This is a genomic window from Pseudomonas sp. R3-41 (genome assembly GCF_054161485.1).
Genome location: NZ_CP096421.1, coordinates 2,813,640 through 2,831,118, shown reverse-complemented (window position 1 = coordinate 2,831,118; position 17,479 = coordinate 2,813,640). Strand labels below are relative to the sequence as shown.

The 17,479-nt window shown below is 61.3% G+C and carries 18 protein-coding genes and 2 pseudogenes; 3 read left to right on the top strand and 17 right to left on the bottom strand.

Translation table 11 applies throughout. The features are described 5' to 3' along the window. The first annotated feature begins 56 nt into the window (after window positions 1-56). A complete protein-coding gene (locus tag M1D99_RS12890; protein WP_186706196.1) occupies window positions 57-857 on the top strand; it encodes a helix-turn-helix transcriptional regulator in 801 nt (266 codons plus the stop codon). Here M1D99_RS12890 and M1D99_RS12885 read toward each other — a convergent pair. The 15 genes and pseudogenes from M1D99_RS12885 to trpC all read right to left on the bottom strand — a co-directional run bounded on the left by M1D99_RS12885 (window position 839) and on the right by trpC (window position 15,135). Further along, window positions 839-2,131 carry a nucleotide sugar dehydrogenase gene (locus M1D99_RS12885; RefSeq protein ID WP_186706195.1) on the bottom strand — a complete coding sequence of 431 codons (1,293 nt, stop codon included), beginning with the start codon at window positions 2,129-2,131 and terminating at the stop codon, window positions 839-841. The two genes, M1D99_RS12890 and M1D99_RS12885, sit on opposite strands and share 19 nt — an antisense overlap. A gap of 29 nt (window positions 2,132-2,160) precedes the next feature. Continuing rightward, on the bottom strand, window positions 2,161-3,192 hold the full coding sequence (trpD, locus tag M1D99_RS12880) for an anthranilate phosphoribosyltransferase (RefSeq protein WP_186706194.1): 1,032 nt from the start codon (window positions 3,190-3,192) through the stop codon (window positions 2,161-2,163). Between the two features lie 64 nt (window positions 3,193-3,256). Beyond that, complete coding sequence (locus tag M1D99_RS12875; protein ID WP_186706193.1) at window positions 3,257-3,883, bottom strand: phosphoribosylanthranilate isomerase; 627 nt, start codon at window positions 3,881-3,883, stop codon at window positions 3,257-3,259. Next, complete coding sequence (gene trpA / locus M1D99_RS12870) at window positions 3,880-4,668, bottom strand: tryptophan synthase subunit alpha (RefSeq protein ID WP_434575683.1); 789 nt, start codon at window positions 4,666-4,668, stop codon at window positions 3,880-3,882. The genes M1D99_RS12875 and trpA overlap by 4 nt, the downstream gene beginning before the upstream one ends. Continuing rightward, the gene (trpB, locus tag M1D99_RS12865; protein ID WP_434576432.1) at window positions 4,665-5,876 is read right to left on the bottom strand and encodes a tryptophan synthase subunit beta; all 1,212 of its coding nucleotides are present in this window, start codon (window positions 5,874-5,876) and stop codon (window positions 4,665-4,667) included. Before trpB ends, trpA begins: the two co-directional genes overlap by 4 nt. 84 nt (window positions 5,877-5,960) lie before the next feature. Then, a pseudogene (locus tag M1D99_RS12860) lies at window positions 5,961-6,461 on the bottom strand (phenylalanine--tRNA ligase beta subunit-related protein); the annotation flags it as partial. Between the two features lie 68 nt (window positions 6,462-6,529). Continuing rightward, a complete protein-coding gene (locus M1D99_RS12855) occupies window positions 6,530-6,946 on the bottom strand; it encodes a DUF6917 domain-containing protein (RefSeq protein WP_434575682.1) in 417 nt (138 codons plus the stop codon). Beyond that, window positions 6,936-7,853, bottom strand: coding sequence for a Gfo/Idh/MocA family protein (locus M1D99_RS12850; protein WP_458131974.1), 918 nt, complete (start codon window positions 7,851-7,853; stop codon window positions 6,936-6,938). Before M1D99_RS12850 ends, M1D99_RS12855 begins: the two co-directional genes overlap by 11 nt. After that, window positions 7,850-8,935 carry an Ldh family oxidoreductase gene (locus M1D99_RS12845; protein ID WP_186729384.1) on the bottom strand — a complete coding sequence of 362 codons (1,086 nt, stop codon included), beginning with the start codon at window positions 8,933-8,935 and terminating at the stop codon, window positions 7,850-7,852. The genes M1D99_RS12850 and M1D99_RS12845 overlap by 4 nt, the downstream gene beginning before the upstream one ends. 6 nt (window positions 8,936-8,941) lie before the next feature. Then, window positions 8,942-10,216, bottom strand: a complete 1,275-nt coding sequence (locus M1D99_RS12840) for a M20/M25/M40 family metallo-hydrolase (RefSeq protein WP_186706187.1) — start codon at window positions 10,214-10,216, stop codon at window positions 8,942-8,944. Continuing rightward, on the bottom strand, window positions 10,200-11,069 hold the full coding sequence (locus M1D99_RS12835; protein ID WP_186706186.1) for a sugar phosphate isomerase/epimerase family protein: 870 nt from the start codon (window positions 11,067-11,069) through the stop codon (window positions 10,200-10,202). The genes M1D99_RS12840 and M1D99_RS12835 overlap by 17 nt, the downstream gene beginning before the upstream one ends. Then, complete coding sequence (locus tag M1D99_RS12830) at window positions 11,053-12,168, bottom strand: DegT/DnrJ/EryC1/StrS family aminotransferase (RefSeq protein ID WP_186706185.1); 1,116 nt, start codon at window positions 12,166-12,168, stop codon at window positions 11,053-11,055. Before M1D99_RS12830 ends, M1D99_RS12835 begins: the two co-directional genes overlap by 17 nt. Next, complete coding sequence (locus M1D99_RS12825; protein ID WP_434575677.1) at window positions 12,165-13,298, bottom strand: DegT/DnrJ/EryC1/StrS family aminotransferase; 1,134 nt, start codon at window positions 13,296-13,298, stop codon at window positions 12,165-12,167. Before M1D99_RS12825 ends, M1D99_RS12830 begins: the two co-directional genes overlap by 4 nt. Continuing rightward, a complete protein-coding gene (locus tag M1D99_RS12820; RefSeq protein ID WP_434575675.1) occupies window positions 13,295-14,350 on the bottom strand; it encodes a Gfo/Idh/MocA family oxidoreductase in 1,056 nt (351 codons plus the stop codon). Before M1D99_RS12820 ends, M1D99_RS12825 begins: the two co-directional genes overlap by 4 nt. Continuing rightward, the gene (trpC, locus tag M1D99_RS12815) at window positions 14,347-15,135 is read right to left on the bottom strand and encodes an indole-3-glycerol phosphate synthase TrpC (RefSeq protein WP_434575673.1); all 789 of its coding nucleotides are present in this window, start codon (window positions 15,133-15,135) and stop codon (window positions 14,347-14,349) included. The genes M1D99_RS12820 and trpC overlap by 4 nt, the downstream gene beginning before the upstream one ends. A 159-nt stretch (window positions 15,136-15,294) precedes the next feature. Between trpC and M1D99_RS12810 the strand changes: the two genes are divergently transcribed. Continuing rightward, on the top strand, window positions 15,295-16,113 hold the full coding sequence (locus tag M1D99_RS12810; RefSeq protein WP_434575671.1) for an autoinducer binding domain-containing protein: 819 nt from the start codon (window positions 15,295-15,297) through the stop codon (window positions 16,111-16,113). 39 nt (window positions 16,114-16,152) lie between these two features. Next, on the top strand, window positions 16,153-16,770 hold the full coding sequence (locus tag M1D99_RS12805) for a LysE family translocator (RefSeq protein WP_186706180.1): 618 nt from the start codon (window positions 16,153-16,155) through the stop codon (window positions 16,768-16,770). A 40-nt stretch (window positions 16,771-16,810) separates the two neighbouring features. Here M1D99_RS12805 and M1D99_RS12800 read toward each other — a convergent pair whose 3' ends face one another. After that, complete coding sequence (locus tag M1D99_RS12800; RefSeq protein WP_434575669.1) at window positions 16,811-17,113, bottom strand: transposase; 303 nt, start codon at window positions 17,111-17,113, stop codon at window positions 16,811-16,813. A gap of 127 nt (window positions 17,114-17,240) precedes the next feature. Beyond that, window positions 17,241-17,360: pseudogene (locus M1D99_RS12795) on the bottom strand (transposase); the annotation flags it as partial. Window positions 17,361-17,479: the final 119 nt, after the last annotated feature.

The following is a 17,479-nucleotide window of genomic DNA, read 5'->3' as shown; positions in this document are numbered from 1 at the left end:
CTTCTTTTTCCGTGCTCCAGCTGTTTCATTCCCGCTATAACAAGAGCGACTCGTTTATGGACAAACACAACTCCCCCGTCTGCAGCCGGAACCAGGCCGGGCGTACCGCACCGCTGACCGCCTTCATGAGTCTCGCCAAAGATGCCAACCGTTGCGATTGGGAGCGCCTGCTGAACAAAGTGCTGCGTCAGCTCGGCTTCGGCAGCTACCTCATCAGCCTGGGACCGGCAGCACCGAGGGATACCGACCCTCTCGCCGGCCTCATCACCACCTTTCCCAAACGCTGGCTGGAACACTATCGCGGTGACGGGTTGATCGAGATCGACCCGATACTCAGGCACTGTCGACGCGAACTGCTACCTTTTTTCTGGGACAGCGAGCGCAGGCGCGCCCGTGGACGTTCCCGGCACTTCTGGCAACAACGCGAGCAACACGGCCTGCGCAGCGGCCTGAGCATCCCGCTGCGCTACGAGCTGCTCAGGGGAACACTGAGTGTGGCTTTCGATGACACCCAGATCACCGAACAGGAGGGCTTTTCCAACCCTGCCGTTTATCAACTGTTCATGCTCATCCCCTACCTGCTCGCCGGAATGCGCCATCAGTTGCAGGTTCCTGCCCAACCCTGCCAGGACCTCACGCCCAAGGAGTTGGACTGCCTGTATTGGGCCAGCGTCGGCAAGACCACTTGGGAGATTAGCCACATCCTGACCTGTTCCGAGCGCACCATCGACTTCCACCTGCTCAATGCCCGACGCAAGCTGGGTTCGGTGAGTCGCCAACAGGCCGTCAGTGCTGCAGCGGCCTGCGGGCTGGTCATGCCGACGGTTGCCCCACCGGTTTACAGACGCCAGAAATGATAACCCTCGGCCTCGTAGGACTCCCGATCCAGGACAGCCTTGACATCAATCACACACGCCCCGGGCAATAACTTGGTGCGCATTTGCTGCAATGAGGTGCGCCGATAGGCCTCATGCGGCACAGCCACGATCAGCGCATCGCCTGCGGGCAGCTGTTCCCAACTGCTCAATGCGCAGTCGTACTGACGCATGACCGTCGCCGGGTCGGCCAGTGGGTCATGCACATGGACGTTGACGCCATAGGCTCGCAATTCGACGATGATGTCGTGAACCTTCGAATTGCGCACATCTGCGCAATTTTCCTTGAACGTGATTCCCAGCACATTGATCGTCGAGCCCTTCACCACACGGTTGGCGGCGATCAGCAGCTTGATGGTTTTCTCGACGATCCACTTGCCCATGCCATCGTTGATCCGTCGCCCGGCAAGGATCACTTGGGGATGGTAGCCATGGGACTCGGCCTTGTAGGTGAGGTAATAGGGATCGACGCCAATGCAGTGACCGCCTACCAGCCCTGGCTTGAAATCAAGGAAGTTCCACTTGGTGTTCGCCGCTTCCAGCACCTGGCAGGTGTCGATCTTCAGTTCCGAGAAGATCAGCGATAACTCATTCATCAGGGCGATGTTCAGGTCGCGCTGGGTGTTCTCAATGACCTTGGCCGCTTCGGCCACCTTGATCGAAGGAGCACGATGCACCCCCGGCCGGACAATCAGCTCGTACAACGCGGCCACAGTCTGCAAGCTCTGCGGACTGTCGCCGGACACGACTTTGACAATATCGCAAAGCGTGTGGGTACGATCGCCGGGATTGATTCGCTCAGGCGAGTAGCCGACAGTGAAGCCCTCTTTCCACACCAGCCCCGAAGCCTCCTGCAAGGCGGGAATGCACCGTTCCTCGGTCGCGCCCGGGTAAACGGTCGACTCGTAGATGACCAATGCCCCGGGCTTCATGTTCCGCCCCACCGTTTCACTGGCTCGTATCAAGGGTGACAAATCAGGTTGATTCGCCGCATCCACAGGTGTGGGGACCGCGACGATGATAATGTCCGCGCCGCGCAGCGCCGCCGGATCGCTCGTATAGGTGAGCAAGTGCGCCTGCTGCATCTGCTCCTCGCCAAGCTCCCCGGATGGATCTATGGCATCGCCTAATTGATCGATACTGTGCTGGCAGATATCGAAGCCTATGGTCGGCAAGCGCTTGCCGAACTCAACCGCCAGAGGAAGCCCGACATAGCCCAGCCCCACCACCGCGACAGTCCCAAAAATCTGTTCCATCCTTCGCTCCTTGAAACCCGGCTGTGCCTTCAATTTCGCAATCCACGGGTAAATGACAACAACGATTCATAGGTTTGCATGGCCTTTCCGCTGTCCAGAATGCCGGTCGCCAGCTCCAGCCCCTGGGCGATACTCTCGACCCTGTCGCCCAGGTAGAGCGCCGCAGCACTGTTGAGCAGGACAATGTCGCGTGGAGCACCTTCCCGACCCGCGAGCACTTCCAGGCATAACGCCCGGGCCTGGTCGATGCTGCTGACCTGCAGGCTTGCCAGATCACACACCTTCATTCCGAAATCGCTGGGGTGGAGGTGGTACTGGCGTATGTCGCCATCCCAGAGCTCAGCGACCAGCGTGCTACCGGATAGGGAAATCTCGTCCAAGCCATCCTCGCCGTGGACCACCAGCGCGCGCTCGCTGCCCAGTGCCCTGAGTACCTGCGCCATGATCGGCACCAGCTCGGCGCTGAACACACCCAGCAATTGCCTGCTCGCCGCAGCGGGGTTGGTCAGCGGGCCGATGACATTGAAAATCGTGCGGATGGCCAGTTCACTGCGGACCCGCGTCAAGCCCGGCAGAGCCGGTCGATGGACTGGCGAGAACATGAAGCCAATCCCCACTCGTTCCAGGCACGTAGCGATCTGTGCGGGCGTCAATTGCAAATCCAGGCCCAGCGCTTCCAGTACATCGGCGCTGCCACAGGTCGAGCTGACACTGCGGTTGCCATGTTTAGCCACCCGCACACCCGCCGCGGCCACCACAAAGCTGGCGGTGGTCGACACGTTGAACGTGGCCCGCGCATCCCCTCCTGTTCCGCACAGGTCCACCAGCGGCCCCGCCACCGAATGCCGGACCGGAATCAGAAATTCACGTACCACGCGGGCGACACACTCGATCGCCTGGAACTCCAAGCCCTTCACTTGCAAAGCCACCAGCAGCGCAGCGATCAACGAGTCCGGCAGCTGTCCCTGCATCAATGCTCGAAAGGCGCTTTGCAACTGATGCGCCTCGACCGGCTCCCCCTGGCTGTACCGTGCAACCACTCCACGCACATTCTGCGGCATTGTTCTCCCTCACCTGTTAGCTGGGCTGATCCCGCCTGTTGGCAGGCCACGGCGGCTGCCGTCATTACTGATTGATGCTGCGTTGCACGCGTCGCACCTGCTCGAAGGCGAGCCGGGCATTTCGACAGAACTCCTCAATAGCCCGGGGTGACTTGCAACCCGGCGACGACTCCACCCCCGAGGACACATCCACGGCCGCGGGCTCGAGTGCTTCGATCAACGCTGCGACACTGTTGACCGTCAAACCGCCCGCGATCATCGCCTCCGGGTAGCGCGCGGCCGGCCAAGGATGCGCAACCCCATGGCCTGCCCCTGCATCGACCAGTGGCAGCGCCGAGGCCCTTCGATCGCGACGGTAATCCGACGGCATCACACGACGAATCAAAGGCCGTCCCAGCTGCTCCCAACAACGCCCCTGCTCCTGGCCATGCAACTGCACCAGATCCAGGTCCAGGGCCAGGGTGGTTTCGTAGACCTGGCTGTACGACTGATTCATGAACACGCCCACTACCCTGGCCTGGTCACCGATCAGGTCACGCAAGACCGTTGCCTGTTTGGGCGACAGTTCGCGCTTCGAACCAGGCACCAGTACCAGGCCGATCAAATCGACACGGGCTTGCAGGCACGCCTGGATATCTTCCGGTGTCCGTACCCCGCACACCTTGATCGTTCCCTGCTGCCAGCCATTCATCGCCGGCCCCCGGCCTTGAAACCAGCGAGATAGTGGTGGGCCTGCGTAGCGGCTTCGACCGGGTCGGCCAGCCGGCGTGCCAAAGCGCTGCCAATGATCACGCCCTCTGCCTGCTGCCACATGACTCGGGCCTGTTCGGGGGTGCCGATGCCGAAACCAACCGCCAAAGGCAAGTCAGTAAATCGCCGTACCCGCGCCACTAACGGACCGATGTCGGCCAATTGGTCGCGCTCACCGGTCGTGCCCAGCACCGACACCAGATAGATGAAGCCCTTGGCGTGTTCGGCAATCGTGCGCAGGCGCTCGTCGCTGAGGTTCGGTGTCATCAGAAAGATCTGATACAAACCGTGGGCCTCCAGGGCGGCACGCAACTCACCACTGGCCTCGACCGGCATGTCCGGGACAATCACTGCACTGATGCCCGCCTCGGCGGCCTGCGCGGCGAACCGCTCGTAACCATGGTTAAGCAGAAGATTCGTATAGGTCATCACCACCAGCGCGGGCGCCTGGTCGTCCTGGGGAAGTCCGGCGATCTGCTTCAATGCCAACGTCATGGTCATGCCATTGGCAATCGCTGCGTGGCTGGTCTGTTGGATCACCGGACCATCGGCGACCGGATCGGAGAAAGGCACACCCAGCTCGATGACATCCGCACCAGCATTACGTGCGGCCTGTACCAGCTCCGGCAGGCTGTCCAGTGCCGGATAGCCGACCGTCAGGTAAGGCATCAGGGCCTTTTCGCCTCTTTGCGCGAGATCGGCGAAACAGCTGTCGATACGGTTCATTGGGGGACTTCCTCCGCGCTCGTGAGCTGGGCAATGGTTTGCATGTCCTTGTCGCCACGCCCGCTGAGGTTGATGATGATTCGCGCTCCCTGGGGCAGTTGCCGCGCGACCTTGATGGCGCCGGCCAACGCATGGGCGCTTTCCAGGGCCGGGATGATGCCTTCACAGCGCGATAGCAGCTGGAGTGCTTGCAGCGCCTCGTCATCGCTGGCCCAGAGATAATTGGCGCGACCGCTGTCACGCAACTGGGCATGCTCAGGCCCGACCATCGGGTAATCCAGTCCGGGCGCAATGCTGTGGGTTTCACCTATCTGCCCATTGGCGTCCTGCAGGACGTAGGAGCGACACCCTTGCAAGACCCCGGAGCGGCTCTGTCCGCCCTGGCCGAAACGGATCGAATGATTGCCAGTGCTTTCGCCCTGGCCGGCGGCCTCGACACCGAACAACTGCACGTCAGGTTCCTCGATGAAGGCCGAAAACAACCCGATGGCGTTCGATCCCCCTCCGACACATGCCACCAGCGCATCCGGGAGTGCTCCGTCCTCAAGCGCGGCGAACTGCTGCCTGGCCTCGTCGCCGATGACGCTCTGGAAATAGCGGACGATGGCCGGGTATGGGTGCGGGCCCAACGCCGATCCCAGCAGGTAATAGGTCGTGTCGGCATTGGCCACCCAGTCGCGCAGGGCGTCGTTGATCGCGTCCTTGAGGGTCTGGGTGCCGCCAGTGGCCGCCACTACCCGCGCGCCCATCAACCGTATGCGTTGTACGTTCAGCGCCTGGCGTTGCATATCACGCAAGCCCATATAGATCACGCATTCGATCCCCAGCAAGGCACAGGCCGCAGCAGTCGCCACGCCATGTTGGCCTGCACCTGTTTCTGCGACCACGCGGCGTTTACCCATCATCTGCGCCAGCAGCGCCTGACCCAGGGCATTGTTGATCTTGTGGGCGCCGGTATGGGCCAGGTCTTCGCGTTTGAGGTAGGTTTTCACCCCGATTTCCCGGGAGAAGTTCTCCACCAACGTCAAGGGAGTAGCCCGCCCCACATAGTGTTTGAGCAAGCTGCGATAACGTTGCTGGAACGCTGCACTGGCGATGATTTGCTGATAACGCTCGGTCAGTTCGCTGACCGGAGGCGAGAGTGTTTCAGCGATGAAACACCCACCATGGTCATCGAACCAAGGACCTTGCCCCGCCAGGGTTTCCAGCGCTGGCGAACGCCCATCTCCCAGGCGTTGCGCGACAAGTTGCAGGGCTGCCCTGACTGGGGTGCTGTCGAGTGGCGGCAATACGCACCCTAGCAACAGCAGGTCAGAGGTGCTGTCGCGGGTAGCGGTATGGACCGTGTCTCGAATGGAAAACAGCGACAAGACTTTCTTTGAGTCACGCAGCACCAGCAGGCCAGCCGGCAGCGGCTCGCGTCCTTGGCCGCCAACGGGCTCGTACGACTCGTCCTCACCAGAGAGGTCCAGCAGCACCGGTCCCTCGATTCCTGCGGCATCAAATGCCCCCAGCGAAGTCATGGTGGAGACCGCCACCCAATTGACCGTATCGACCACCTCATTTATGCGCGGCAACCGCGCCTGGGCCCGGCCGAATGCACGGTGGATGAAGTTGGCGACCGAAGGCAGGTGCTTGCGCGGATTAATGCCCGCACGTTGGTAGTAGTTCGCATACGGCGCAATCGATGGGTGGGTCAGCAAGGCATCCTTGTCTACGCCAGTCCATGCTGCGCGGTTGGCCGACCAGTCAAGCCCTGCCCCATCGACGCTTCCCACGCCAGGCAGGCGCATTGCCAGGACCCTGGCGCCTGGAAACTGCACGCGCGCCGCTGCCGATACATCGATCTCGAATATCTCGTTCATTGCTCTTCCTCGAAGTGCAGGTAACTGCCTAAGCCGCAATCCCGGAGGGTGCCACCGGTCAGCAGGTCGTCCGCCGCTATCAGGATGTTGTAGTGGTTGGGAAAGTGGCATTCGTCAAAGCCAATGACCTGACCAATGCAGGTGTCGCCTAGCAACACCCGATCACCGCGCTCGATGACCCCGGCCTGCTGGATTTCGACGAAGCCGATGAAGCCGACCCGCTCAATCCGGTCGCCCGGCTTAGCCCCTGACTGGTCGGTCGTCACCACTTCGTGCAACTCGCCGCGCCGCACACAACGGGAGCGGTGCTCGATCAACGTCATGCCACGTGCTTGCTGAGTGTGATAGAGCAGCTTCACCAGCCTAGTCTCGAGCCTGGCCTTGGACGGCTGACGGGGCTGTTCAGCGAGCATCGCGGGCCTCCATGGCATAGGTAGCGCGCACCAGCCGCACCGCATCGACACCAATCGAACCGTCTTCGACCATGCCTTGGATGCTCCTGGCTAGATGGGCGATGACGCCCTCGTATTCGTGATAGAGGGACGTCTTGAAACCCACGCTGTCCTTGAGCAGGTCGACGATGACTTGGCGTCCGTCGGCGTAGTCGATCACCAGGTCTTTCTGTTCGCCGTGGGCATAGTCCCAGCTCAGTTCAACGCTCGCCTCAAGCCCGACCGCGTTGGTCAGCGTGACCAATGCCCCCATGTCGATCCCCAACGCATTTCGACGAACCTGCGCCCCAGTGACCTCGAGTCGGCCAAGCACAAAGCTCAGCGTGTCGTAGACATTCGGGCCATTGTCGGCAATGCAGCCGCCACCACAGGAGGCACTGTCCAAATACCAGGTGTCATGGCCGGCATGATCCTCGATGCGCTCGTGGTAACGCGCCCGAACATGCACCGCACCATTGAACAGGCCTTGCTTCACGGCATTGAGCAGGTGGGTGTTGTAGCGTCGGTGAAAGGCCGTGAGCAGCGTCAAGTTCAAGCGGCGGGCCATGTCGCGCAACTGCTCGGCCTGGTCCAGTTCGAGGGTCAATGGCTTCTCGCAGCACACATGCTTGCCCGCCTCCAGGGCAGCCATGCAAGCGGTGAAATGAAGATGGTTGGGCAGGTTGATGATCACCGCGGCGAGGTCCGGGTCGGCGAGCAAGGTGGTGTAATCGGTATGGCAACGCACATCCGTCGCCGCGAATGGCGCCAGCCGTTCGGGCGCCTTGTCGCACACCGCCACCAGCTGGCACAGGGTGCTGTCTTGCAGCGCCTTGAGGTAGTAGTGGGAGATCACTCCCATGCCGATGATGCCAAGCCTTATGGTCATGCCGCTGTCCTCGTGATTTGTGAAATACCGAGTTGTCCCGCGATGCTATCGAGCTGCTCCAACAGTGCGGCATCGACGGGAATGCCCTGTGCCAGGCGTTCGGTACGCACCCTCAGGTCAGGCGCGCCGGGATAGCTCAGCGGGTCGAACGCCGGATGCACAGGCGCCTGCGTGATGTGCTGGAGCAATCGGTCCATCGACGAGCGGAAACCTTCGCCAGCACCAAAGGCTTCGGGGGACAGGGCCAGGAAGAAGTGGCCGATGCTATTGCGCCCCGGGTTGCCAAGGTCCGCACCGGTCTGGGCACCACTGAGCACCCCACACAGGATCTCGACCATCATCCCAAGGCCCAAGCCCTTGTGTCCGCCCTGCTCCGCGTAAGCCCCGCCGAGCATCGGCAACATCGCGCTGCCGTCCAGGTACGCGCCAGGATCGCTAACCTCGCGGCCTTCGGCATCGTGAAGCCAGCCGGTGGGAATGGTTTGCTGGCGTCGAATGGCCTGTTTGATCTTGCCGCTGGCGCAGACCGTCGTGCTCATGTCCAACAGAAATGGCGCTGGCATAGCAGCCACCGGAGCCGCCAGGCTGATCGGGTTCGTCCCCATCAAGGGCGCCATACTGCCCAGCGGATGAGCGACGGGCTCACGACCCAGGTTGGTCATAGCCATGCCGATCATGCCGTGTTCCAGTGCCATGCTGGCGTAGAAACCTGCCGCGCCGAAGTGCGAACTGTTGCGCACCACCGCACAGCCAATCCCAAAGTCCCGGGCCTTGTCGATGGCCCGTTCCATGGCCTGCTGTCCCGCCAACAGTCCCAGCCCGCCGTCGGCATCAAGCGTGGCGCAGGCCCCTTGATCGCTGATCCACTGGCCGGTGGCGGCCAGGTTGATTTCACCGCTCCGGGCACCGGCGATATAGACATTGACCAGGTTGGCGATGCCATGGGTATCGTGGCCGTTCAGATCGGCATGCAATAACACGGGCGCCGCCTTCTGGGCCTGGGATGCGGTGAACCCGGCTGCCTTGAGGGCAGCCACAGTGAACCCATGCAGCTCGTTGGCTGCAATGCAGAAGAAATCCATAGCGTTTTATCCTTGCTTGAGAGTGTTTGCGATCGGCTCGGCAAAGCGGCGTAGCAGCCGCTTTACAGCAACTGCAAAGGTGTCCAGGTCATTGATCGAAACGTATTCACGGGAGGTGTGCGCACCGTTGTCGGCCAGTGAGCCCGGCCCCCAGACGACGCTGTAGACGCCGTCGCCCTGAGCCCACATCGCATCGCAGGTGAAGGCCTGTTCGGCATCCGGGTTCGGCACGATGCCGGCCTCGCCCAACAGGCGCTGCAAGGCCACATGGTGGTTGTTCAGGACCGGCAAGCCGCGCTTGAGCCAACGAGCGCTGCAGGTGGTGCGCAGGCGTTCGACAGTCATGAGGAATGGCGGGCTTTGGGCGAAACGTGAGCCGCACTGCTGCAACGCCTGGTCGAACGCTTGCTCCACCAACACTTCGGCATCGCGCGCCTGAGCGGCGCTGCGATAGGCAAAATTGAAGAGACAGTGCCCGCTACCGTAAACCCGGTTGTGGTGCATGCCGGTATGCAGACCGGCCAGGGTCATCTTCACCTGCAGCGCGTGCAACGGCTCTGCCAACTGGGCAGCCATGGCCTGGGCGATGAAACCCAGAACCAGCGAAGCATTGTCGCCCTGGTGCGGAAAGTCGTCGGTCGAATCCCTGCCGTCCATCCGTACTTCATACGTCATGGAGGTGGTAGAGGCATCGAAGTAACCGGCTCCCGTCGGTTCCACAAAGATGTTCAAACACCCCAGGTGACCCTGCTGGCACAGGTAGTGGGTGCCATAGACGCCCATGGCGCCCCCTTCTTCACCGGCCACCACCTGGATCAGCACGCGGATATCGTCCAGCACCTGCGGCTCTTGCATCTGCAATGCCTCCAGGGCTGCCAGCACCGCCAAGCCTGGCCCCTTATTATCCACCGCGCCGCGACCCTGTACGGCGCCGTCGAGCACCCGCACCGGCAGATGAGGTGACACAGTGTCCATGTGGAAATTGAACATGATCGTACGTTCCCGCGGCCCGTTGCCGATCTCCAGAACGCTATGCGGCTGCCAAGCCAGGAACTCGGGCGCCTCGTTCATCCGGCGTAGCACCGAAACCGGCACCCGCGCCTCATCGGGCAGGACGCCTGGACCGCTGAACACCTCGCGCATGCCGACTGTCTGCGCCCACTGGGCGAACAGGGTATTGGCCTGGGCAATGCACGAGGGCTGTCCGGTCTCCATCGGGGTCACGGTGTCGATGCGCAGCAGTTGCTCAAGCCGGTCTACATATTTATCCGTGAACAGCATGTCTTGCCTCCCTGCAGGATTGCAGCAAGTCCCGCGCATGCTCGGCATAGGCCTGATAGGTCTGCCTTTGTCGATGCGGGTCCGTAGCCGTCTGTTTGAGATGCGGGATCAGGCACAGGTGCGGCTCGATCGAAAACCAACCGTCGTAACCCTCGCCCATCAACAGCTCAATGCAGTCCCTGGCACCCACTTGCCCTTCTCCGGGGAAGGTGTAGTGCACTTCGTCCGATACCCAGCAACCATCCTTCAGATGCACATGCGCCACATGAGGAAGCACTTGGCGCAGGAATCCCAGGGCGTCATAGCCATAGCTCAGACCATTGCCGATATCGAACAGCAGCTTCAAGTGATCCGAGCCAACGGCATCGAGCAACTGCAGGGTCTGCTCGGCGCCCTGGCCGGCCCACCCGGCACAGTTCTCGTGTATCAGCACGACGTCGGCGTCTTCGGCCACTTCCACCAGACGCTTGAATCGCTCAATGACCGCATGCCGCCAGCGGGCCTCGTCCCAGCCACAATTGGGGTAGGACATGACACGGATCATCCGCGTCCCCAGACGCCCGGCCATCTGTAACAGGCATTGCAATTCGGCCCGGTCAGTCTGCCAGTCGGTATCGATCCTGCTGCCCCAATTGCCGATCTGTGAGGCCAGGACCACCACGTCCATGGACTGTGCGAGCAGCGAATCGCACATCGATACGCGTGATCGTTCCGACAGGTTGGCCAGCGGCACGCTGTCGACACTGCGCAGCTCGAGATGTCGCCAGCCCAGTTCAGCGTGGCACGCCAACTGCTCGGCCAAGGACGCGCAGCCTTCATCGGCGATTCCCGTGAGCTTAAATGACCTCGGCATGGCTGAACTCCTTCAACGCCTCGATGACGCGCGATACCTGCCCGTCGCTCATGCCGGAGCACAGGGGCAATGCCAGGCATTGCTTGCCCAGCAGACGCGCATTGGGGTAGTGCGCCGGCCCTGCGGACCATTGGACAAACGCCGGCTGCTCAGGCAAGGGCACAGGAAAATGCACGCGGGTCTGGATACCGCGCGCGGTGAGATGCCTGGCTAGCCGCTCACGCTCTGCACTGCGCACGACATAGGCGTGAGGGGAGAAATCCGGGGTACCGCGATGCTGGCCGAGCAACACGCCGTCGCTGGCTTCGATGGCTTCGTCGTAGGCCTTTGCAATGGCCTGCTTGCGGGCCAGGTGCAAGTCGTTTTCCCGCAACCGGGCCTGCAGCCAGGCGGCATTGGTCTCATCCATGCGGCTGTTGTATCCCAAGCGCTGGTGGTAGAAACGCCGACGGCCGTCCTGCCCATGATTGCGCAGCATCCGGAGGGCTCCCGCCACCTGGTCGTCGTCAGTAATCACCGCACCACCATCGCCGATACCGCCCAAGGGTTTGGCCGCAAAGAATGAATACACGCCAATGTCACCGAGTGTGCCTGCATGACGGCCGCGCAGGCGCGCCCCGAATGCGGTAGCACTGTCCTCGAGAATCAGGACATCCTCGGGCAATGCCTCACGCAACGCATCGATGTCAGCCAGGCCGCTGAACAGGTGGGCGACCAATACCGCCCGCGTCCGGGGGGTCAAGGCGCGGACGACGGCCTCGGCTTCGAGCACGCCGCTGTGGGGGGCAACGTCCACGAATATCGGTGTAGCACCCGCCTGCACAATGGATGAGGCGGCCGATACGTAGCAAAAAGCAGGTGTTATGACCTCATCTCCCGGCCCGATACCGGATGCAATCAGCGACAGGGTCAGGCCGGAGGTCGCAGAACTTACACAGACAGCGTGGCGCGCACCGACCTTGGCCGCCAGGGCTTGCTCGAAATCCTGAACCTGCTGCTTGAGAATGAAATCGCCTTGTTGGACCCGGGCAGCGAGAATCTCGAGTATCTGTGTCTGCGCATTGGGATAACGGCGTTGGAAATCCTGGTACTTGATCATGACTGGGCTCCGGCAGCGGCATAGAACTCGGTGATCGCCTGGCACACGCTGGCAACATCTGACGCACTCAGATCGGCATAGAGAGGAAGGCCCAACGCCCGGGTGGCGGCCCGCTCGGCGACCGGAAAGCGACCCTCGGCATGGGTTGGCCCGGCGCACACCGGCTGCAGGTGCAGCGGCAGCGGGTAGTAGGCCTCGACGCCAACCCCGCGCGCAGCGAGATGCTCGACCAGGCCGTCACGGTTCTGCGCCTCGATCAGGTAGACATAGTCGACGCATCGCTGGCGCGCTGCCCGAGGCAACGTGACCGGCACCTGCAGGTATTCACCCAAGGGCCCCAGGTGCAAGTCGTAGGTATCGCGAAGCGCGGCACGTCGTTCGATCTCCTGGTCCAGCTCGGGCAAGCGCGCCCTCAGCCATAGGGCCTGCAGGTCGTCCATTCGGCTGTTGTAGCCCAGGCACTGCGCCAGGCCGCTGGCATCACGGCCATTGTCGAGGATCTGTCGCACCCGCCTGGCCAGGTCCGCATCGCGGGTCAGGACCATTCCGGCATCGCCGAGCGCACCCAGGGTCTTGGTGGGGAAGAACGACAGTACGCCAAGGTCCCCGATCAGCCCGGCATGCCTGTCGTTCCAGCGCATTCCGATTCCTTCGGCGCTGTCCTCGACAACCTTCAGCCCATGTCGGCAGGCGATGTCCATCAACGCATCCATTTCGGCCATTTGCCTGAACAGATGGACTGGCATGATGGCTCGGGTACGCCGGGTGATGCAGGCTTCGATCAGGGAGCAGTCAATTGCATAGCTGCCAGGTTCGATATCGACGAACACCGGCGTCGCCCCCACTTGCAGGATGCAGGAGACCGAAGCGAAGAAGCTGTAGCAAGGCACGATGACTTCATCACCCGGGCCGATGCCCAACGCCATCAGACAGATGATCAGCGAATCGGTAGCGTTGCCGGTAGCGATAGCATGGGGCGCGCCGGTATAAGTGGCGATAGCCTGCTCAAAAGCCCGCACCTGTTGGTCATTGACCCAGCCGGACTGTCGATGAAACTCCGCCAGCCCCTCCTCCAGCAGCGGCAAGGCGCGGGTGAATCCTTCGGTGATCTGGAAAAACGGAACACTCATCGAACGGCCTCCTTGGCCATATGCATATTGATCGACGCCAATGCGCTGGCAGATGCAACGCCGCGGGCCTGCTCCAGCAGTTCGACAACCTGCTGGTTGAAGGCCACCGTGCCGCTGCGAGGCATATCGCCGCCGTGACCCTGCAGGTGGTTCCGGAAATAGCGGTAGTACTCGCCCACACAGGTGGTCAGGGGCTCGTCAGCGAAGATCTGGTGAGTGCTACTGCCACTGTGCTCGGTGTCGCATCTGAGCTGTGCGTAGCTGTCGTCGGCACCTACGGGGAAAAAACCTTCGCAGCATTCGCCACTTTCCAGTTGCAGGCGCACACTGCGTTGGCGGATCGGACTGGCAAGATCCGATTCGAGCAGCACCTCGATGCCTTGCTCATCGTGCCAACCGATGCTGCCCGCCTTCATGGCCTGGCGCAGCTTGCCTTCGACGCGCAGATCTTCGGTGTGCGCGTGAAACCCGGACGCCGGAGCACCGGCGAACAGCAACGCCAGGCAGACTTGATGCGGCATTTCAATGTCGAACAGGTGTTCGCCATGGCGGGTGAAAGAGCGCGAAAAGCGAGGCTTGTCATGGATGACGTGCACACTGCGAAGCGGCTGTTCACTGGCTTCCAGCCACCGGGTGAGCCGTGGAATCAACAGACTGTGGCCCCACACCGAAACCACCAGAATCTGCGCATCATATTGTTGCTCCATGGAACGCAGTGCCTGGGCCTCGGCCAGGTTCATCACCATGGGTTTCTCAATGATGATGTATCGGAAACCGGCCATAAGCGCCTCGTGCACATGACGCAAGTGCAGGGCCGGTGGCGTACAGATGTGCACGACACCTACCCTGCCCTGCAGTGCCGACGCCTCGGGTAGACAGTGCAGCATCACCAGGCCATCGACCAACCCACCGCCCAGCTCAGGGTCCACGACCGTGATGGTGGTGTCGACATCGGGCAGGCAGCCCTGCCGATGCAATGAGCGCAGGCTGGCCAGATGCAGGTTTCTCCCGCAGTGACCGAAGCCGAAGATGATTGAGCGCAGCATCGTCATACAGCCTCATCCGCGCCCAGCAGCCGACGGCTCTCCAGGCAAGGGTCAGCAGCTGTTAGCAGACGTTCCCCCACCAGCGCGGCGGTAAAGCCGATGCGTTCTACCAACTGCATGTCCTGATGACCGGCAACACCGCTTTCCGCCACGGCGATAACCGAAGCAGGCAGACACTCGAACAATTGGGCGGAGCGGTCGAAGTCGACCTTGAAGGTATCGAGGTCGCGATTGTTGATACCTACTATCGACGCGTCGACCGATAGCGCCTGGTCGATGTCCGCCTCGTCAAAAGTCTCCACCAATACATCCAGCCCCAGCTGGTTCGCCAAGGTATGCAACCTCGCAAGGCTGCCGGGCGGCAGGCAGCGGACGATCATCAACACCGCGTCGGCGCCCAGTGCCCGCGCCTCGTAGACTTGGTACTCATCAACGATGAAGTCCTTGTACATCACCGGCAAGGTGATTTGAGGATGGTTGGCCAGCATGCCAACGACATGGGGCGCATTACCAAAGAACCGACTGTCGGCGATGACCGACAGGGCACTGGCGCCCCCGGCCTGGTACGCCATCGCCAACTGGAGTGGATCATAGTCAGCACGCAGCACGCCCTTGGACGGCGAGCGGTACTTGGCTTCGGCAATGAGAGAGATTCCCTCGCCTGCCAAGGCACCGGCAAAGTGACGGGGCGCTCGTGCGTCACGAATCCGCTTGAGCAGGGCATCGATACCATGCGCCTGCTTGCGTTGAGCCGTTTCCTGGACTTTGTATCTGACAATCTCTTCGAGCATGGATCGACCACCATCAATGAGTTTGGGATAGCGCCGGTAAGAAGGCTGCAGAGAAACAGTGCTGTTCCTCTGTCAGCCGGCGAGGAGCAAACCTAATGGCCGTGAAGGTTTAAAACCACCTACCCAATGGGGTAGGCAGGCGCCAGGATGCCATCGGCGATGGACCGCACCGACATGCGATGGCACTGGCCCTGCAGGCTTTCCATGGGGATTTCACTGGGGTATAACAAACGTCGGGAAACGGCATCCGGAAATGGAGATTCGATGCGTACTTGGCTCGCAAACCTGCTGGCATGGACAAGCTCGGTCAAAGATGAGCAGGACTTGGTGAACGGCGTTCAACGTGTTGCCTGGGAGTTGGATTTCGAATGGTTTTCGTTCGGTGTCTGCACAGCCCTGCCTTTTTCCAACCCCATCATGCAGATGCGCTGCAATTTCTCGAGCACCTGGCAGCGCCGCTACAGCGACGCCGATTTCCTGCTTGTCGACCCTTCGGTACAGCGCGCGCGCGCCTGCACCACACCCTTTTTGTGGCAGGGAGAACTGCTGCGCAAGATGCCGCAGTTCTGGGAAGAAGCTCGCGCCGCAGGCCTGAGATACGGCTGGGCCTGCTCGCGTACCAATGCCTCGCGCCACCAGAGCATGCTGACCCTCGCCCGCGGCAGCTCTACGCTGGATGTGGCCGAACTCAATGCCAAGGAACTCAAGATGCGCTGGCTCGCCGAGACTATCGCGCCAGTGATGGAAAGGCTGCTGATCACCCCGTCCCATCAGGCCCAGCATTACCGGCTGACCGCACGGGAAATCGAGGTGCTACGTTGGACGGCCGATGGCAAGACGCAGGAAGAGATCGCGCAGATCCTGGCCATCTCCTTCGACACCGTCAAATTCCATGTGAAGAACGCCGTGGGCAAGCTCGGCGCCACTAACAAAACCGCAGCGGTGGTCAGGGCAGCCGTCCTGGGCATCATCAGTTGACCCCACATCTACCTCACAGGGAGCGTCACCGTGTTTCCAATGGACATCTGGTTCACCTACACCACAGCTTGCGTGCTGCTGGTCCTCTCTCCAGGCCCTGACAATTTGCTGGCGATAGGACGCGGGCTCAGCCAGGGTCGCCTGGCTGCCCTCGTGTCGGGCCTGTCGTCTGGCCTGGGTATCCTGTTTCACGTCACCACCGCGTCGCTGGGGCTCACGTTGTTGATCCAGACCTCGACCGTCGCCTTCTGGGTGGTCAAGTTGGTGGGGGCAGCCTACCTGCTCTGGCTCGGGATAAAGGTGCTGCGTTCCAGGAGCCTGGTGACCTTCGCACCCGCCGCGCGGCAGCCCCTTCGAAACATATTGCTCACAGGTTTCCTTTCCGCGGCGCTCAATCCCAAGCCAGGGTTGTTCGTGCTGGCGTTCATCCCTCAATTCATCAATCCTGCACTCGGCTCGGTCACTGTGCAGATGCTGGTCTACGGGTTCTGGTTCGCTCTGCTGACGGCCGTGGGATTTTCGCTGATGGGGATTTTCGCCACGCGCCTGTCGCAATACATTTGTCGACGCCCGCGCCTTGCCAACGGACTCAACCTCGGCGCGGGATTGACCTTCATCGTGTCAGGACTTTCCATCGCTGCTCTTAGCCAGAAATAACTGCGTTCGGTGGTGAGCCAGATGGCGTCGATGCGGATCATTAAGGGAGTTCACGGACAAAGCGGGCGCAGCCGTCAGGATCGGAAGTTGGCCATTTCACGGTGATCGATTGCTCGCCAATAATCGCCAACGTTTCCGCCTGCCGTTTGGGCGTAGGTCTCAACGGAACGAAAGCCGGCAACGCCGCTGGCGGCTGATCTCGGTAAAGCGGTATCCACTTGCGGATAACGTTGGCGTTGATGCCGCGGCTGATGGCAACGCTGGATAGGGTTGCCCCCGGTTGTAGGCATTCCTGAACAACCTGGGCTTTGAAGGGCTTCGGGTAAGAGCTTCGTTGGCGCATGGAAATCCGACGTGCTTGGTTATCTCATGCAGCGACAACTTATCTCGAAAGTGAATACGCCGAATCTTGCCCATCATTTCCATGCTGATCACCTCGACGCGTCCATACCGTCGAACTTGGCGCGCTACTTATAGAGGATCGCCAAGCTGATGCCGTGCTCGCGGCACAGCTCCGGGACTGGGCTGCCGACCTCAGTTTACTTAAGAATGGCAATGATTTGGCTGTCGGAAAAACGCGATGTCTTCACGCACAATTTCCCTGATCCAATCAGGAGAAAATTCTACTTCCGACGAGTACGTGTTTCATGGGGCTAGTTCACATTACCAGTTTTCGGTCAGCGGCAACACTGTGTGTTCTGACAGGTCT

Excerpts from the sequence above, each read along its gene's own strand:
- trpC (WP_434575673.1), bottom strand. The coding sequence starts at position 15,135 with ATGCTCGAAGAGATTGTCAGATACAAAGTCCAGGAAACGGCTCAACGC.
- M1D99_RS12830 (WP_186706185.1), bottom strand. The coding sequence starts at position 12,168 with ATGATCAAGTACCAGGATTTCCAACGCCGTTATCCCAATGCGCAGACA.
- M1D99_RS12820 (WP_434575675.1), bottom strand. The coding sequence starts at position 14,350 with ATGACGATGCTGCGCTCAATCATCTTCGGCTTCGGTCACTGCGGGAGA.
- trpA (WP_434575683.1), bottom strand. The coding sequence starts at position 4,668 with ATGAACCGTATCGACAGCTGTTTCGCCGATCTCGCGCAAAGAGGCGAA.
- M1D99_RS12835 (WP_186706186.1), bottom strand. The coding sequence starts at position 11,069 with ATGCCGAGGTCATTTAAGCTCACGGGAATCGCCGATGAAGGCTGCGCG.
- M1D99_RS12845 (WP_186729384.1), bottom strand. The coding sequence starts at position 8,935 with ATGGATTTCTTCTGCATTGCAGCCAACGAGCTGCATGGGTTCACTGTG.
- M1D99_RS12800 (WP_434575669.1), bottom strand. The coding sequence starts at position 17,113 with ATGCGCCAACGAAGCTCTTACCCGAAGCCCTTCAAAGCCCAGGTTGTT.
- M1D99_RS12890 (WP_186706196.1), top strand. The coding sequence starts at position 57 with ATGGACAAACACAACTCCCCCGTCTGCAGCCGGAACCAGGCCGGGCGT.
- M1D99_RS12855 (WP_434575682.1), bottom strand. The coding sequence starts at position 6,946 with ATGCTCGCTGAACAGCCCCGTCAGCCGTCCAAGGCCAGGCTCGAGACT.
- M1D99_RS12840 (WP_186706187.1), bottom strand. The coding sequence starts at position 10,216 with ATGCTGTTCACGGATAAATATGTAGACCGGCTTGAGCAACTGCTGCGC.
- M1D99_RS12885 (WP_186706195.1), bottom strand. The coding sequence starts at position 2,131 with ATGGAACAGATTTTTGGGACTGTCGCGGTGGTGGGGCTGGGCTATGTC.
- M1D99_RS12850 (WP_458131974.1), bottom strand. The coding sequence starts at position 7,853 with ATGACCATAAGGCTTGGCATCATCGGCATGGGAGTGATCTCCCACTAC.
- M1D99_RS12810 (WP_434575671.1), top strand. The coding sequence starts at position 15,295 with ATGGACCGCACCGACATGCGATGGCACTGGCCCTGCAGGCTTTCCATG.
- M1D99_RS12825 (WP_434575677.1), bottom strand. The coding sequence starts at position 13,298 with ATGAGTGTTCCGTTTTTCCAGATCACCGAAGGATTCACCCGCGCCTTG.
- M1D99_RS12875 (WP_186706193.1), bottom strand. The coding sequence starts at position 3,883 with ATGAATGGCTGGCAGCAGGGAACGATCAAGGTGTGCGGGGTACGGACA.
- trpD (WP_186706194.1), bottom strand. The coding sequence starts at position 3,192 with ATGCCGCAGAATGTGCGTGGAGTGGTTGCACGGTACAGCCAGGGGGAG.
- M1D99_RS12805 (WP_186706180.1), top strand. The coding sequence starts at position 16,153 with ATGGACATCTGGTTCACCTACACCACAGCTTGCGTGCTGCTGGTCCTC.